Genomic DNA, 16,287 nt, shown 5'->3' on the forward strand with positions numbered 1-16,287 from the left:
GGAAAAAGGAATAGATCCCACTCTCTACTCCTATATGGGCGGGTTGATTAAGAATTCCGTCTATCCACAAATTTACTGCTGAAACCCGCCCCTAGCTATTCCCTACTCCCCACTTTTTTTAAGGGGTAGTTGGAGTCTGTGGAGGTGTAGCTTCTGGCGTTGTGGCTGGTGGAACAGCTTCTGGGGTGGTAGGTGCTGGCGTTGTGGCTGGTGGAACCACTTCTGGGGTGATAGGCGCTGGCGTTGTGACTGGTGGTGCAGTTGTTGGGGTTTCAGTAGCAGGCGCACAGGCTCCTACAAGGATACTCAGTCCAAAAGCTGAAGCTAAAAAACAGACTTTTCTGCTCATAAATCCTCCTATGAGAATTAACCCTGAAAAGCTAGAGTGTTGATTCAATCAAAGCCTTAGCAATGAAAGCCCTTACTGACTGGCAGTGGGGCTAACGTATCCCAAAGTAAATTACCAAATCGAAAATTCTTACTCAAACGCCTGCAAAGGGTACATTTTAGGTATACACAAGATGTTACCTATTAGAGCATCGATTCAGTAATGGAAAACCTAACCCCCCAACCCCCTTCCCTACTAGGGAAGGGGGAGCAAAACTCCCCTCTCCTTGCAGGGGAGGGGCTGGGGGAGGGGTTCTTCTAGGAATACTGAATTGGTGTTCTAGAAAAATTGTTGCCAGGTTTGGCTTTATCCTGAGTGATTTAGTCAGCTTTTACATCCGTCGTTAGTTATAGGGGGATTGGGGATTGGGGACTGGGGACTGGGGATTGGGGATTGGGGACTGGGGATTGGGGATTGGGTAAAACTTCTACCTTGTCTCCTCTGCTCCCCTGCTCCCCTGCTTCCCCTGCTTCCCCTACTTCCCCTGCTTCCCCTGCTTCCCCTGCTCACCAAAGCGATTGGATATTTTTTTAGTTGGAAGTCCCTTACACCCCACCTCGTGTAATGATGTCGCGGTAAACTTCGGTGGCTATTGTTGGCTTGCGCTTTAATTCTGGGTCATGATCTAAGTCAATGTGATATACACCAAAATCGCTATCGGGGCCAAACTTCAAACCCCATTCGCGGTTCGAGGTGATACACCAACAAACATAACCCACCACATTCACACCATCCTGGCGCGCACGCTGTACTTCTCGGATATGGCGACGCAGGTAATCTTCTCGCTTGACACCTTGTGTGGCTTTATCTGCCATATCAACGCAGCCATTCTCAACAATCATAATTTCCTTACCTGGGAATAGTTGGGCGTGGAACTTGAGCATATCGTAAAGTACCTCAGACCACACTGGCGCATTACTAAAACGCCCAAAACCCGCTTCCATTAACTGTTGGACGCGGTTGATGCGTAAATTACTAATTCCCCAATAGTAATCAAATCCAACAAAATCCTGCTGATCTACGCACTCTTCTGGACAGAGGAATGTCGGTAACTTCCCAGCCATACCCAAATGCCACCAGTTACTTGTCAAAGAGGTAGAGAGGGCGCTATAAATCTTTAAAACTGGGTCAAAAATTTGTGTGAGCGATCGCAATATCGGCAATCGTTCTTGAGTCGAAACGGCTTGAAACTTAATTTTATCGGGATCTCCGAAAATTAGCTTGGCGATAAAACGGGCTAAATCGATTTCTAAGCCGCTAAATTCCCCAGTTTTCGGGTCACGGTAGCCAAATCCAGGTACATTGTCTTTAACTGCCACAATCAAATAACCCCTGTCTTGGATGCGGCGTAGTGGTGTCCCTGGTTGGGCTAAAGGTAACTCAAAACTAGCCGAGGAGCCTTTGGTGATGTCAGCCAAAGTTGAACGTCTGCCGATTTTGGGAGGTTCAGGAATGGGTTGATTGGGGAAGTGATGACTGTAGCTGGCTTGCCAAGCACCAGAATCTTTAAACTGTCGCACCGCTACATCTATAGCATTGAGTAAAGCGCGATCGCCTTTAACTACCGCCGCCCCATAATTTTCCTCTGTTAACCCTTCCCCATTTCTACCTACTAGCCGATACTGGTCTGGATGCTGCTTCATGATGCCCAACAGGATAGTATCATCCGCTAAGATGGCGTTCACCTGTTCGTAATCCAACATTTGCAAGGCATCATCATATTCTGCGACTACCTTCACCGCAGCTTTAGGTAGTTGACTAACTGTAGATTCCGCAGTAGAACTTTTAACTACAGCCACCTGCGCCACATCTTCGGGTTGTTGAATAGCACTTTTAGCTTTCACCAAGAGATATTGACCGGCCTGATAATAAGCTTCAGAAAAAGCTACTTCTTGGTGTCGCTCTTGGGTGACAGTTAAAGTAGCAATAACTACATCAACTTTGCCCTTTTCTAGTAAACCACGCTCGGTAAATCGTTGTCCTTGGGCAATCAAATCTTCGGGACGACGCAGATTAGTCACATTGCGGTCTACGATTTTTTGCAACCATAAAGGTAAACCTAATAACATCGGATTAGCACCCACCTGCGCCTCTGGATTCACCTCTTTAATAATATTTCTAGCTCTAGTGTGGGCGACAAATAAATTATTCATCAACTTAGCGATCGCACTCATCTGATCCGCCATGCTTGCGCCTCGTTCCAAACCGGGGGGCATAAAATAAGCTCTTTCCCACCAAGGTTTAACATAGCCGTAAATCAGTTGACTAGGTTCATTAAACGTAATCCAATAGCGGGACAAATCACCCAAACGTTTCGCTACTTCCGTCGCATACTTAGCAAACATCACTGGGAAGTCGGGAGCAATTAAACCGCCTCTAGCTTCCACATGGATGGGATGGGTGAAATGATGGAGAGTTACCATTGGTTCCATTCCATGCGATCGGATAGTTTCAATCACTTGGCGATAATGCTCAAAGGCTTCTTCACTAAACTGACCAGGTTGAGGTTCTACCCGCGACCAAGCAATAGAAAAGCGGAACATCTTACAACCGAGAGACTTAGCCAAAGCAATATCTTCAGGGTAGCGATGCCAAAAATCCGTAGCGCGATCGCGAACAGTTAGACCACGCCGGCGTTCCCACACATCCCGAATATCTTCATAACGCTCATCATAAGCTTCGCATTGGTGGTCAGCTGTCGCCACACCAAACATGAATGATTCTGGTAAAGGTGCTAGTTTGCTCAGTTTGGACATGAATATAACTCCTAAAGTAGTGATAGTAAAAGTGCCAATAACTACACAGAAACGATACTGCGTTCCGCTAACCGCAAAGCTGCGTCCGGGTCATGACTGGGAAGATAAACCGTAGGAAATTCTTGTACGTACTGCAAAATTAACTGTAGTGTTTGGCGAGATTTGGCTTCATCTTGAGCCACACCATCCACAATCTGATCTAACAAGAGTTGCTGTGTATAAGAAGCATCTCCAGCAAAAAATAAGGATAGTCCATCCAATTGCACCAGAACTGATAAATGCCCCCCAGTATGCCCTGCTGTGGGAATTAAGCAAACATCTCCAGCCTTTGTCAGCGTGAAACTTTCGGCAAAAGGCCCAATCGGTTTTGGCTCATACTCGATTAAGCAAGGGTCAAGCCAATCAGGCCAACGCTGAGTTAAATAGCCTCTTAGCTGTCCTCCCCAACCACCAGTCAACTCATACTCTCGGCGAGAAATGATAATTTCAGCATTAGGAAAATGGTGTAGACCGCCGATATGGTCTGTGTGCATATGGGTTAGAATCACCCACCTGACATCTTCTGGTGCAATCCCCACAGCACGCAACCGAGAATTCACCTCATCTTCTGGTTGCAAACATGGTTTAATGCTGAATTGAAAATAAGGATTCCACCAAGGAAAGTAACCCGGTTCTAAAGTGCGTGCTGTTTCACCTGTATCAATTAAGATAATTCCTTCTGGATGTTCAATTGCCCAGCTATAAATCGGTAAAGGTGCAGTCCAATTGCGGTCAAGGATGGTATTGACTAGACGCATGGCACCGTGACCTTTGCTGTAACATTGACAGGTTTTGATACTTACCAGTCCACTTTGAATGGCGTGAATCCGCATTTTCCCTCATTTAGAGATACTGCTTGAAAAAATTTAGTACCGTGTCTGGGTGATCTACTACGTATTGATAAGCACCAAAACGGTGGTCTGTTTCTGGATAAAGAGGTTCTACGGCATTGGGTGTAACTGCTACCATACTAGCTACATCGGCAACACTACCCCACTGATCACCAGTTCCTTGTACATAAAATACAGGAGTATTGCGGATAGCGGCAGCAGCATAAACAGGCTGGAGGTAGGCAGTTTTGGGAGCGCCTGCTAAACGATAGAGCATTTCCACGGGGATGTTAATTAATTTACCTAACATCCCAAATCGATCAGCGCGGTAGCGTTCCCCAAATACGGAGGAAGTGTTAGGCTGTACAGTCACCGCAGCTTTGATATCTGTGGTTTCGGGCAGGGTATAGATGACGGTGTTGCCTCCCATAGAAAAGCCAACGGTGACGATGCTCTTGGGGTCTACATCAGAGCGACTTTTAACGTAGCGGATGGCTCCCAACAAATCACGCTTTTCTAATACGCCATAGGTGACAGGAATTCTTGCTTCACTTTCACCAAAATTGCTGAGGTCAAACATCAGGACGTTATAGTTTTGGTCATGTAAGGCTTTAGTCAAAGGAAAAATATTAATGGCTTTACTGCCGGGTAAATCTCCGATGGGGTCGTTGGCTTGAGTGCCAATGCGGTTCCAAGGCCAACCATGTAAAATAATCGCAGTTGCCGTTGGGGTGTGAGTCGCAGGGATGAACCAACCTTTGAGACGGATACCATCTTGGGCAGGAAACTCCACATCTTCATAACCCAAACCTAATGCTTGCTTGGGGTTAGTCCAAAGTCGCTGCCGTTTGGGTGCAATCACTAACCGGGCCGAATTAGCGATCGCCAACACAGCCCCCAGTACAATCATCACAATCAGCCCAATTATTATGTTCACGGTGATCTTTTCCTCTAAACTGCCTGTTGATGAATCCCAAACTTGACCTTTAAGCCATCTTTTGGAGTGGGAAATAAATCTTGGTTAAATTCCAAATTCTGTGGTGGTAGTTCCCAGGTATATCGACGTAGCAAATATACCCCCATCACTTGTAACAGCACAGTCACTAAATCTTCACCAGCGCAACGATGACCATCTCGCGGGCCACCCCCTTGGGGAACGTAGCTATTTTCTGGTAAAGTCGCAAAATTTTCTGGGGCAAAGCGACAGGGTTTAAAAGTCTGTGGTTCAGCAAACACTTGGGGCATTTGCATAGTGGTATGAATTCCGGCAACAGCACCCCAACCTTTGGGAATACGGAAGTTATGAAACTCACAGTCTTGTTTTACCTGACCAAAAAAGGTTGCGGCGTTAATGGGGTAGAAGCGGCGGATTTCTTTGGTGATTTGTTCTAGATACACCAGCTTTTGCAACTTGGCCATATCCAGCGCCCCATCAGGCACATATTGATTCACCTCTTTTCTAGCGCGTGCGGTCATCTCTGGATATTTGGCTAGGGTGAGAGACAGCAGTGTCAGGGCTACGTAAAAACCGGAATAAGCCGCAAAAAATAGGTGCATCACCTCCCGGCGGAGTTGGTCATCTGTGAGGGTACTACCATCCTCACCGCGAGATGTTAATACCAAACCCAGCAAATCCTTACGGGGTTGCTGACGATGTTGCTCAATTGCTTGGTCAATATAATTAAGTAACCAATCCCGGTTTTTTAGTGCTTTGCCATAGGCATTAAAACCTAAGTTAATGGGTATGGCAGAGAAACCTTTGATAAAGGTGTCGGTGATTTCGCCTACAGCCTCACTGCTTGCCCCTGGCGCTGTGCCAATAAATAAGGCATTGGTTAAAGAGGCGCTGAATTTGCGGTATTCAGTTAACCAGACAAAACTACCTAACTTTTCCCAACGGGGGAGGTAGTAATTAGCTGTTTGTTCAATCAGGGGGATGTATTGATCAAAGGCTTGGGGTGTAAAAGCTTGGAGAATGATCCGTTTGCGTCGCCGGTGTTCATCACCATCTAATAAGGGTAAGGCATCCCAGGCTAATAGTTCTTGTATGGGTTTGGGGCTAGCATTGGCACGGGTGAAATATTCTTGGTTGAGAAAGAAGGTAAAAGCTTCTGGGCCGTTAAAGATGATGACGGGTTTACCGAAGAGGTGGGTTTTGAAGATGGGGCCATACTTCTGCACGCGTTCGCGGTAAAAGCTATGGATATCTAGGGCTAGGGGAATGGTTTCACCGATGAGGGGAAGACCATAGGAGCCTGGGGGTAGGTTTGGGTTGCTGCCTTTGGGGAAGTAGTGCGATCGCATGAGTAAGGCTACTATGGACAAAACAGCAACAAGACCTAAACTTTCAGCCAATTTATCTGGTTGTATTAAATTAATTTCTAAGAAAATGAACATAAGAGGAAAGTTCGCGCAAAGGCGCAAAGGAGCAAAGAATACCGCTAAAAAATTTTGCAATGATTGATATCTCTTGTAGAGACGCGATTAATCGCGTCTCCCAAGGTGTGTGTTGCTAGCAAAGATTTTAAAGAGTCTTGAGATACTCTAATAAATCTTCTAGTGCTGCTTTGTCCCAACCTGTTCCGTGATAAGGCCAGGGGTAGTCATGTCCTTGGTTGGAGTTGCCTTTAACGCTGGTGTCTAATTTAAAGTAGTGTTGGTCATCGGGTGCGTCTGGTGATGCCAAGCCCACGTTTACTGGGTCGTAAACATTGTCTCCGCGATAAACAATGTTGCGCCGGGGTTTGAGATTAATTAGTTCTGCTAAGGTCAAGACGCTGCCATTGTGCAAGTAGGGAGCGCGGGCAAATACTGATTCCAAGGGAGCATTAATATAACCTTTGGTATCTCCGGCTGGGCCTGGTCTGATGTTTTCCCGTTTGGGTCGGAAAGGATGACCTTCAGGAAAGTAATTCACTACTGCATCTGGGAGTTCATCGTAATAGCGATATTTCAAGCGTTCGGGGTCGGTTTTAATGGCGGCGATGGGTACAACCTGCCCTTGGAGTTCGCCAGGAATCCAACTGTTATCTTCTTGATTGCGATATCCATGACAAGTAGCGCAATTTTGTTGATAGACAGCACGACCACGTTCTACTTTCTGGGGGTCAATTTTTGCAGCCTGTTCGGGAAAGACTTCAGCATATTTCGGCCCTTGCAAGTCCAGGGTGTATTCAATGGCTTGGGTAACGTTATGGGAAATTTCCGGTACTAATAGGTTATCTGGGGTAGCTCCGGCTGCGACAGCTGCTAAAACGCTGCGGCTGAGGCGGTCTTTAATGCTACCGTCATATTGCGCCCACTCACGATTTTTCTGTTCGTACAATGATGGCAACTTGGAATAAGACTTATCAGAAGCACCAGGGCGATCCATCGTAAAGTGTACCAACTCTTTAAAAGGTTGGGTACGAGCCGGGCCAATGGGTTCTAACTCGGAGTTTCGTAAGTCTTTACCACTATAAGGAGCATCCCATTTAGGTAGTGTGGCTGTGACTTGACTTCGTGCAGTTGATAACCAAAAACTAATGACGGTTTTATCGATAATGCCTAGAGGTTTTTGGAACTTGGCTTCATAGGCTTGAGCGATGTTTTCTAGGGTAAGGCGTTTTTCATCCAAAATGGCGGTTTTAAATGCGTCTACCCAAGCAAACAAGTCTAATGTTGTACTCCCCATACCTGTGACAATTACGCCCTGGTCTTCAGGAGTTCTTCTAATTTTCGATGTATGACACAATGCACAGCTAAAACCAACAAATCTGACAGGGGAGGGCTTTCCCGATTGAGGTTGATAGTTGGAAATACTAAAACCTACGGGTAAGCCTTCGTTTTCTCCCGGCTTACTTTTGATAAATCCAAATTGCTGTGTCCAATCCCCAGCTGCTTCCCCTGCGGGCTGAAATTGGTCAGGGAATAAATCTGGCAACACTTGAAAAACTGGTAAAGGTGCTAACTCAGTACCGATAGTGCCGTGGATAAATGCGTCTTGGGGTGTCCGAAATACGGGTTTAGCCCAAGTTGATTCTAGGTATAAAAATCCGAGAAACCCCACTAGCAATATCGATACAAGGGAGATAGCAGCAATCTTAATTCCTTTAAACTCTTTAAACATTAGTGTTTAGACAAAATTAAATTTATTGGTGGGGATTGGGGATTGGGTATTGGGTATTGGGGATTGGTCATAGGGCATGGGATTTCTCTCCCCCTGCTTCCCCTGCTTCCCCTGCCTCCCCTGCCTCCCCTGCCCCTCTGCCCCTCTGCTCCTCTACTCCCCTGCTTCTTACTGCTTGCCCCAAAGCTCATCATGTTGAGCTTGGCGACTGAATAAAGCGGGATCGTAATATTTTTGGTAATATTCCAACTCTAGGTTGCTAAATTGCAGCCAGATGCCAGGAACAAAGAAGGCATCGATATGGGCAGGGAAGCGCCCGTAGGTTTCGTAGATATAGTTACAGATATCTTTGGTGTACTGAATTGTCTCTTTGGAGTGGGGTTCGGCTTTCCGGAGAAAGGCTTCGGCACTGGATTGGTTTTGATAGGAACGGGCGAATACTTCTTTGTCGCCGTAGGCTCCTTGGTTGCCGTATTTGGCCTCAAGCACGCGATCAACAGCTTCATCCATAGACTTAACGTAGGGGGGGCAAAGTCCCTCTAATACGCCATCAATACCAACGGGGTTGGGTTGAGTTGCAGGTGGTGGGGCCCAAATGTTATTTTTGGGGGTTGGTGGTTCCATACGGAATCCTAAGCCGTACCACTCTTTGGCGGGGTTACGTTCCAGAATATAGGGTTGGAAGACTGCGCCATGTACCCAACCGCCAAGACCCATAGCCTGACCGATGAGCATTAAGTTTTGTAACAGAAAGAAACACTCATGGTCAGTACGCATGACGTGGGCGAGTCCCAAGGGGACGGTGTTGTTGGGATTGACGAAGCCGCCTTGGGCGCGGTCAATTCCACCAATGGGTTGATAAGGAATTTTGGGACTGATACCTAAGTGCATTCCAATCCAAGCTTTCCAGTCTGCCCAAGTTCTGGGGCGGAATTTTTGCCAGTCATCGATAAATAAAGGTTTTTGTCCTTCTGGTTCGGAAAGGAGGATGAGTAGGACGTTGATATATTGCCATGTGCAGTCCACGACTGGGAAAAATAGGGTTGTACCAGGAAGGTTAGAAATTTGTTTGTTCCAGCCTAAGTAATAAGGATAGTCTCTAGGGAAATCGAGACGGCGATCGCTAATTCGATGTTTGACGGCCGCTGCCGCTTTCAGCCAGTGTTCTTCTGACCAATCCTGCCATCTGGGTGGTAAATCCCCCAGGGCGGCTAAGGCTTCCCGTCCTTTGAGTCGTCTGATTAGCCAAATCCCTTCATCGTTGATCATGAAAAAGGATGTGGCTTGGCAGTTATCGGCACTACTACCAGAACGGGCAATGATATTGAGAAAGGGTGTACCTAATTCTTTCCCGCCTTCTGGTTTATCCAAGGGGCCATCGTGGGTGGTGATGCCGGTCATCCCTGTGGATACGACTAAAATTGCTTCTTCTAGGGGGCTGAGAGGTTCTGGTTGATTGGGGCTGGTATAGCTGAGTTCTCCGGCTGAGATGGAAGCACCACGGGCTAATCGACGGGTGCGGCGTTCTGCGATCGCGCTCATCAATGGGTAGTTAAATAGTTCTTTTAAGCCGGGGTGTTGTTTGGTATCGGGTGTTAGAGGTTCAGCGACCATGTTGAGTTACCTTTTGGGGTTGGAGATGAGGGAATGGAGAAAAACGCAAAGGGGCGCGGAGAGTTGATTATGAGACTAATTAAACTTTTCTAATTCGGTTAGGATGGTGGGGAAGATGTCTTTGGCGGCGTTTTTGCCCATGAAGCAGTCCATGTGTGCGTAGCCGGGAATGACATGACGCACGTATAAGTCGCTACCGTTTTTCTCACACAAGACTTTGTAAGTGGTTTCTGAACCTTCAGGGAGGAAAAAGTTGTTATCTGCGCCGTGAATTAAGGCGATGGGAATGGCTAGACGTTCCAGGTGGGGCAGGTAAACATCTTTACCATCTTTGTTGACAATGTGACCCTCTCGGATGATTAAGGATATGTGTCTGAAGAAGGTTAAATTAGCAAGACCGAATATTTCATGGACTGCATCATGGGTGGCTTCATTGAGTTGGGCAATTTTGTAAACTTCGCCGTACATGAACAAAATCCGGCGGTCAACTGGGTTATTGTAGGGTTCTTTGGTGGGATATAGTCTTAAAGCCGCATCGTAAAGTTTATCTTGCCAATTGGCATTGGTATCGTAGTCTGGGTCAAGAGTGTCTACCCCTAACACTGTGAGAAAAGAAGCGAGGCGCAAACCTGCTCTGACTTCGTTGAGTGTTGCGGATTTGGGATGGGTGGTGAGTTGGGAACAGACGGCGGAACGCACGCCTTGCAGTCCGGCTAGCATGGCCATAAAAAAGGACATGGAACCCACGCAGTGACCTACTACCTGCACTGTTTCTGCTCCGGTAATGGTACGTACTTGCTCAACTGCTGCTGGCCAATCGTAAAGAGCGATTTCATCGGCGGAAAACTGAGTGCTGGCTGAGGGTAAATCGGCACTGGCTCGATAATCAAATAGCCAAACATCGTAGCCATGAGCGTAAAGGAACTCTGGTAGGTTGGTTTCTACGGTATCAATGGAAAATGCCAAGGTGGAAGTTCCAAAACCGGGTGCTAGCATCACAGGCCCTTTTGTCCCGCCTTGATAGCGAATCAGTCGCAGTTGCACTCCATCTGTAGTGTTGAAAAAATGCACTTGGGGCGCAGACATCCGCAAAGGACGTTTTTGGCGGGGTGGTGCATCGGGGTTAAATATTTTTGAGGGGGCAAATATACCACCATAAAGGTTAAACAGGACACCAGCAAAGAACTTACCAAAGCGTGCAGTTGCTTCTATTTTTTGTGTAATGCTGCTGGTGTTCGTAACTTCCAAGGTGGACATCTGGCGCAGAAAGTCTGCTGGTTGAATATGTAAAATGCCTTGTCCAAAAATGGGGCTGTTGAGGCTGTCACCGTCATATACAGTGATGTAAAGTGTGGTGGTGTCTGACCAGATGTCAAACCCAGGATCGTTGTGTATGACTTTGAAACCATTTAAGTAATAAACTTTACCATCTTGGGCAGTCATGGTCATGTTGTAGACCATGCGGCGTGTGTTGACGCTGTTGGGATCAACAATAAATAAGTTAAATTCGCCATCAGTAACTTTTAGGGGTGCAGATGCTAAAGCAGGCGCAGTGACGCTGCCAACCATTTTGGCTGAGTGTCCTTCTTCCTGAAGCATCTTGTCTAAATCATCGGAAGTGACTGTGAGGGTGAATTCAAAGGGGGAATTTTCTTGTTTTCCTTGCTGGGCTGCTTTTTGATAGTCGTCGTTTTTAACGGCAGTGGAAAAATAGCCACGCATGGTTTCGGTGAACTGAATTCCTACTTTTTTGGTGGTAGTTGTGACCATTAGATACCTCGCTGATGAAAAAGTTTTGGGGATTGGGGATTGGGGATTGGGGATTGGGGACTGGGGACTGGGGACTGGGGACTGGGGATTGGGGACTGGGGACTGGGGAGACAAGGAAGAATTTACTTCCTCTGCTCCCCTGCTCCCCTACAAATAATCAGGCAACGCAGATCCCATACTTGGGTAATAAATCGTGGACGATGTAGAAGTGATGGGCTTCTAATGCGTCGTGAAATAGTTTCCAATTACTGGTTAAAAAGCTGGGATGATAGAGAAATTTTTCGTCGCCTCTGTCTATGGCTTTTTCTGTGCCGAGAGACTGGAATTTCCATGAACCTTTGCCTTTAGGAATGTAGTTAATTTCGGCTTGGCCAAAGCTGAATTTACCGTCTGCGATCGCAGATTGCCATTTTTGATGCCGCACATGACCGTTATCGTCTGTGATGTTCTCTAGCAGCAGGGCAATGAGGGTTTTGTCTGGTTCTGGTAGTCCGGGAACTTGGGCTTCTGGATTGCCTGCTATGTACCGTTGCAAGGCTCTGCACATTTGGTTGGCAGCTTCTAAGAAGTCTTTGGGGTTATTTCTGGTGATTTGTTCGCCGCGGCCGTTGAAGTAACCCCAACGTAAAAAGGGTTTGTCAGGATGGCTGAGAACTGCACCATGTCCGAGGGGTAAGGCTTCATTCACGAAGTAGTTTTTGAGTCTATCCATGAGGCTGCGATCGGGTTTTCCATCTCCATCGATAAGGTTTCTGGCATCGTTGACGCGATGATTGACTCCCGCAAAACCTTGGTGCGCCCAAGTATCAACATATACGTGCATGGTTATGCCTAGGCGATGTAGTGCATAGGGAAGATGACGGCGGTCTATGGCCTCCTTGACCATTTCTTGTGCTACGTAGCTGTTGGGACGACAAATCAGCTTCTCGATAAAGTTTCCTGGTGGGTCTTGCCCTGCGGGTAATCCTCCATTTCCCGGTAAAAAATGAAACGGAATCCAAACGCGGTAATTGGCTAGTTGCTCAAAGTTCCGGTAGTCGAGCATTTTATGGGCGGAACTCATCCGGCTGAACATGGCTCCGTTATCAAACTGGATGAAGCCGTCGTTGGTGGCATCATCTACATATTGTGCGCTGTAAGCAATAATACTAGCAGCGTCATGTTCAAATCCAGCGAGTCGGGCGACAACGTAGGTAACACCGTGATGAAAGTCAATTTGCATATTAAATATTTGTTAGATATAAACTTCAGACAATACACCAGCAAAAAAGCGGCTGAATCGGTCTACGGCTTGCAGGCGTTCCCCGACACTAGAGGCGTTGGTAATTTTGAGGGTAGTTATTTGTTTAATGAAATCTAAAGGCTGAATTTTGAGAATGCCTTGACCTAAGACGGGATGATTGTCGCTGTCCCCATCATGAATTGTGATAAATAAGGTGGTGGTATCAGACCAAACATCAAATCCTGGGTCATCATGGATATGCTTAAAGCCTTTTAAATAATATGTTTGTCCTGTTTGGGAGGTCATATTTAACCGATATAGCATTTGTCGTGTTTTGTATTGGTTTTCATCCACAACAAACAGGTTGAATTCGCTGTTTTTGACTGTAAGCGGTTCTGCCGATAGCATGGGAGCTTTCACTGTACCGATGACTTTGGCAGGATGGTCGGGGTGATCGAGGAAATGATCCAAATCATCAGAGATGACTGTGATGGTAAAGTCTAGTGGTGAGTTTTCTTGTTTTCCTTGCTGTGCGCCCCGTTGGTAGTCGTTGTCTTGCACTGTGCGGGAAAAGTAGCCACGCATGGTTTCTGTGAATTGAATTCCCACTTTGGCTGGTGTTTTGGGGAGGCTCGGCACAGTAGACAAATCATAGTTAATTGTCCAGCCTCGGTCTTGGGCAATTAGGGCGCAACAACGTTCAGCTATGGCGGAGATGGTTAGTAGTGGATTTACTCCTAATGTCCGGGGAATTACTGAACCATCGGCAACATAGAGGTTTTCGTAGACGTTTGTGCCTTGATTGCTGGCAAATACTTGTCCTTTATGGTTGACTACACCTTGTTCGGCATCCTCGGCTAAGATGCAGCCGCCCAATGGATGGACTGTAACTAGGTCATGACCAAAGAAATCAGTCCAGATGGGGTTGGGAATTTGTGTACCGCCTAGGGGTTGGGTGGCTTCTGTGAGGCGATTATTGACTCGTTGAAAAATAGGTTGGCTGCCTACTCCCTGCCATTGAATGCGGAGACGGTCATTTTCTAGATACATCCGTCCGGCTGCATCATCGTGAGTCATGACTAGGTAGGTTTGGGTATTACGGACTGCACCGGTGTAAGCACCACGAGTTAAACTCTCGACTTCGCGCATTTTTTCTCCGATGCGATCGCCTAAACCTTGGTCAGTATCTTTACCTAGTAATCGGGCAGCAGCTGCAAAGGTTTGGGGTAATATCCGCGCTAGTCCACCGGGAATTGACCCTTCTTCAATCACTAGGCCGTTATCTAGTTGCGGTTGTTCGCGCATATCGATAATGCCTGTGATACAAGGCCCTACAGGTTCTCGTTGATCGGCTGGGCGATCGCCAAAACCAACGCCGTTAATTACTTGTTCGTTGTTATAAGCAAAGGCTAAGACATCGCCATTACCTGTGAAGTTATGCCCTAATTTGTCGGACAGGGCTAAACCTGCGGCTTGAGAACGAAGTAAAATTTCTGTGCTACCTAGTGTACCAGCCGCCAAAATCACCATATCGGCACTGACAAACATGGTGGGGGCGTTAAATTTTTCGTTGCCAGCATTGAGGATTTGGTAGTGAACTAGCCAGCGTTCACCTTGTCTTTCAATTTGCTTGACTGATACCTGGGTATAAATTTCAGCCCCGTGGTTTTTCGCATCCGGTAGATAATTCATCAACACGGTGTTTTTGGCTTTATGGTTGCAACCTGAAACGCAATCACCGCAGAGATTACATTGCTTTTGTTCTACACCGACATGATTCACTCCATCTTGGAATGTCACATTGATGGGGGGACGATAAAACTTTTCATTCAAGTATTCAGAAGACTTTTCTAAAGCTTCTAGTTTTGGTAAAGCCGGAAAATTGGAGGGATATGGGGTAGGTTTGAGCATTTCCTCTGCCCGATGATACCCTTGGGCTAATAAGGTATCGACATCATCACGCAATGCTTTCGGCCAGCGTTGATCTGCAAACACACGGGGTTCAGCTTGTAATGATACGTTGGCATTAACTAGGGATGTACCACCCAATCCACAACCCACGAAGACGTTAATATCTGGATTCACATGAAAGTCATATAACCCTGTACGCGAACCTAGGTGTTTATGGGGTAAATCTACTTGCATTTCTGCCAAGGCTTTGACTTCGTTACTGGGGTATTCTCCTGGTTGAAATTCTTTGCCCCGTTCTAAAATACATACTTGCTGCCCAGCCCGTGCAAGGCGCGAAGCCGCAATACTACCACCATAGCCAGAACCCACAATGACAACAGTATAGTGATTTTTTAAATTTTCAATTGGGCTTGATAAACGAGTCATTAGTATTAATCCTTGATAATTATGGACATAACAAAATAGGCTTCATCTGGATTCAAGACGAAGGCAAAAACTGATTTACTAGCCAGGATGTTGTCGCAATGCTAATGTTGCTCTTCAATCCCCATCAAGATGATTCCTGAAAATCAGCAAATCTAAGGAGGGGTTAGTAATAATAAATAGGGAAAAATCAACCTACAATTTGGGTTGTGTGGACTTGATCGATTTATCAGTGTTAATTAGGGTTTTATGCCAGTTCGTAAATAATTTTACGTTTTGTTACTTTATCTCAGGATTGAGTAAAGCCAATTCAGAAAGCTAATTACATAGGTGGTCAATGGAAAATTGATACCTTGGTAATTTTAGACAACAGATTAACACCATAAACACCTTTTTGGGTAGAAAAACGTTAATTTTTATGATTTACTATTTATACTTCTGGAAATTTTTACTACCAAGTTTCTGGGTGTAAATCTGACGGCTTCTGCAAGTAACTTATTTTTAATACCGGGAATAACTACCCTTTGGTTAGACATGAAGCCACGATAGCCAATCTTAGCTACAGTTTCAGCATCCATACTCTTTTGGCTAGTCACTAATTTAGATTCTTCCATTGCTGCTTTTTTCTGAAAACCAGAGACTGTAGGCCCAGGACAAAGTGCTGTGACGGTGACACCGGTACCTTCTAATTCATTGGCGATCGCTTCTGAAAATGATAATACATAAGCTTTGGTAGCAAAGTAAACCGCCATTAAAGGACCTGGTTGAAAGGCAGCACCAGAGGAAACATTTAAGATTTTGCCAGAGCCTTGTTGCACCATGTCTTGGAGAAATAGCTTTGTTAAATGGGTGAGTCCCACCACATTTACCTGTAGCATTTCTAGTTCGTTGGTGAGGTCAGTTTCATGAAAGAATCCGTAAGAGCCAAAACCAGCATTATTTACTAATACATCAACTTTGATCCCGGCTTGTTGTAGTTTTGTAAAAATCTCTGTGGGTGCTGTGGGTATTGCTAAATCCTTAACAATAATTTCAACTTTGATGCCAAATTTAGCTGTGAATTCTTCAGCAATTTGCAATAGCTTTTCAGCACTTCTGGCTACTAATATAAGATTGTAACCATCATGAGCAAATAATTTCGCTAATTCATATCCAATCCCTCCAGATGCACCCGTGATCAGAGCCGTCTTTCCCCTGCTTAAATGCTCTGTTTCGTTCATAAAACA

The 16,287-nt window shown here is 46.0% G+C and carries 12 protein-coding genes; 1 reads left to right on the forward strand and 11 read right to left on the reverse strand.

The annotated features are described in order from the left end of the window. Window positions 1-118: 118 nt before the first annotated feature. The 8 genes from NOS7524_RS08075 to NOS7524_RS08110 form a co-directional block, all read right to left on the reverse strand. Window positions 119-349: a hypothetical protein gene (locus NOS7524_RS08075; RefSeq protein ID WP_015137997.1), complete on the reverse strand. Its 231-nt coding sequence runs from the start codon at window positions 347-349 to the stop codon at window positions 119-121. Window positions 350-933: 584 nt separating this feature from the next. After that, a complete protein-coding gene (locus NOS7524_RS08080; RefSeq protein ID WP_015137998.1) occupies window positions 934-3,144 on the reverse strand; it encodes a family 1 glycosylhydrolase in 2,211 nt (736 codons plus the stop codon). A 41-nt stretch (window positions 3,145-3,185) separates the two neighbouring features. Further along, window positions 3,186-4,016, reverse strand: a complete 831-nt coding sequence (locus NOS7524_RS08085) for an N-acyl homoserine lactonase family protein (protein WP_015137999.1) — start codon at window positions 4,014-4,016, stop codon at window positions 3,186-3,188. Window positions 4,017-4,026: 10 nt separating this feature from the next. After that, the gene (locus NOS7524_RS08090) at window positions 4,027-4,950 is read right to left on the reverse strand and encodes an alpha/beta hydrolase (RefSeq protein ID WP_015138000.1); all 924 of its coding nucleotides are present in this window, start codon (window positions 4,948-4,950) and stop codon (window positions 4,027-4,029) included. Between the two features lie 14 nt (window positions 4,951-4,964). Next, window positions 4,965-6,410, reverse strand: coding sequence for a cytochrome P450 (locus NOS7524_RS08095; RefSeq protein WP_015138001.1), 1,446 nt, complete (start codon window positions 6,408-6,410; stop codon window positions 4,965-4,967). 127 nt (window positions 6,411-6,537) lie between these two features. After that, the gene (locus tag NOS7524_RS08100) at window positions 6,538-8,121 is read right to left on the reverse strand and encodes a c-type cytochrome (RefSeq protein WP_015138002.1); all 1,584 of its coding nucleotides are present in this window, start codon (window positions 8,119-8,121) and stop codon (window positions 6,538-6,540) included. Window positions 8,122-8,289: 168 nt separating this feature from the next. After that, the gene (locus tag NOS7524_RS08105; RefSeq protein WP_015138003.1) at window positions 8,290-9,735 is read right to left on the reverse strand and encodes a hypothetical protein; all 1,446 of its coding nucleotides are present in this window, start codon (window positions 9,733-9,735) and stop codon (window positions 8,290-8,292) included. 75 nt (window positions 9,736-9,810) lie between these two features. Continuing rightward, on the reverse strand, window positions 9,811-11,505 hold the full coding sequence (locus NOS7524_RS08110) for an alpha/beta fold hydrolase (RefSeq protein ID WP_015138004.1): 1,695 nt from the start codon (window positions 11,503-11,505) through the stop codon (window positions 9,811-9,813). Between NOS7524_RS08110 and NOS7524_RS29895 the strand changes: the two genes are divergently transcribed. Further along, window positions 11,498-11,662 (forward strand): hypothetical protein, encoded by a 165-nt coding sequence (locus tag NOS7524_RS29895; RefSeq protein ID WP_171815358.1) that lies wholly within the window; start codon window positions 11,498-11,500, stop codon window positions 11,660-11,662. The two genes, NOS7524_RS08110 and NOS7524_RS29895, sit on opposite strands and share 8 nt — an antisense overlap. Here the strand turns inward: NOS7524_RS29895 and NOS7524_RS08115 are convergent, their stop codons facing one another. From NOS7524_RS08115 to NOS7524_RS08125, 3 genes are all read right to left on the reverse strand, one after another. Further along, the gene (locus NOS7524_RS08115; RefSeq protein ID WP_015138005.1) at window positions 11,663-12,727 is read right to left on the reverse strand and encodes a DUF6765 family protein; all 1,065 of its coding nucleotides are present in this window, start codon (window positions 12,725-12,727) and stop codon (window positions 11,663-11,665) included. Window positions 12,728-12,739: 12 nt separating this feature from the next. After that, window positions 12,740-15,064: a GMC family oxidoreductase N-terminal domain-containing protein gene (locus NOS7524_RS08120; protein WP_015138006.1), complete on the reverse strand. Its 2,325-nt coding sequence runs from the start codon at window positions 15,062-15,064 to the stop codon at window positions 12,740-12,742. 413 nt (window positions 15,065-15,477) lie between these two features. Next, window positions 15,478-16,281: an SDR family NAD(P)-dependent oxidoreductase gene (locus NOS7524_RS08125; RefSeq protein WP_015138007.1), complete on the reverse strand. Its 804-nt coding sequence runs from the start codon at window positions 16,279-16,281 to the stop codon at window positions 15,478-15,480. Window positions 16,282-16,287 lie beyond the last annotated feature (6 nt).

The sequence above is a fragment of the Nostoc sp. PCC 7524 genome (genome assembly GCF_000316645.1).
In the GTDB taxonomy this organism is placed as follows: Bacteria; Cyanobacteriota; Cyanobacteriia; order Cyanobacteriales; family Nostocaceae; genus Trichormus.

Excerpts from the sequence above, each read along its gene's own strand:
- NOS7524_RS08120 (WP_015138006.1), bottom strand. The coding sequence starts at position 15,064 with ATGACTCGTTTATCAAGCCCAATTGAAAATTTAAAAAATCACTATACT.
- NOS7524_RS08115 (WP_015138005.1), bottom strand. The coding sequence starts at position 12,727 with ATGCAAATTGACTTTCATCACGGTGTTACCTACGTTGTCGCCCGACTC.
- NOS7524_RS08110 (WP_015138004.1), bottom strand. The coding sequence starts at position 11,505 with ATGGTCACAACTACCACCAAAAAAGTAGGAATTCAGTTCACCGAAACC.
- NOS7524_RS08080 (WP_015137998.1), bottom strand. The coding sequence starts at position 3,144 with ATGTCCAAACTGAGCAAACTAGCACCTTTACCAGAATCATTCATGTTT.
- NOS7524_RS08125 (WP_015138007.1), bottom strand. The coding sequence starts at position 16,281 with ATGAACGAAACAGAGCATTTAAGCAGGGGAAAGACGGCTCTGATCACG.
- NOS7524_RS08105 (WP_015138003.1), bottom strand. The coding sequence starts at position 9,735 with ATGGTCGCTGAACCTCTAACACCCGATACCAAACAACACCCCGGCTTA.
- NOS7524_RS08085 (WP_015137999.1), bottom strand. The coding sequence starts at position 4,016 with ATGCGGATTCACGCCATTCAAAGTGGACTGGTAAGTATCAAAACCTGT.
- NOS7524_RS08095 (WP_015138001.1), bottom strand. The coding sequence starts at position 6,410 with ATGTTCATTTTCTTAGAAATTAATTTAATACAACCAGATAAATTGGCT.
- NOS7524_RS08100 (WP_015138002.1), bottom strand. The coding sequence starts at position 8,121 with ATGTTTAAAGAGTTTAAAGGAATTAAGATTGCTGCTATCTCCCTTGTA.
- NOS7524_RS08075 (WP_015137997.1), bottom strand. The coding sequence starts at position 349 with ATGAGCAGAAAAGTCTGTTTTTTAGCTTCAGCTTTTGGACTGAGTATC.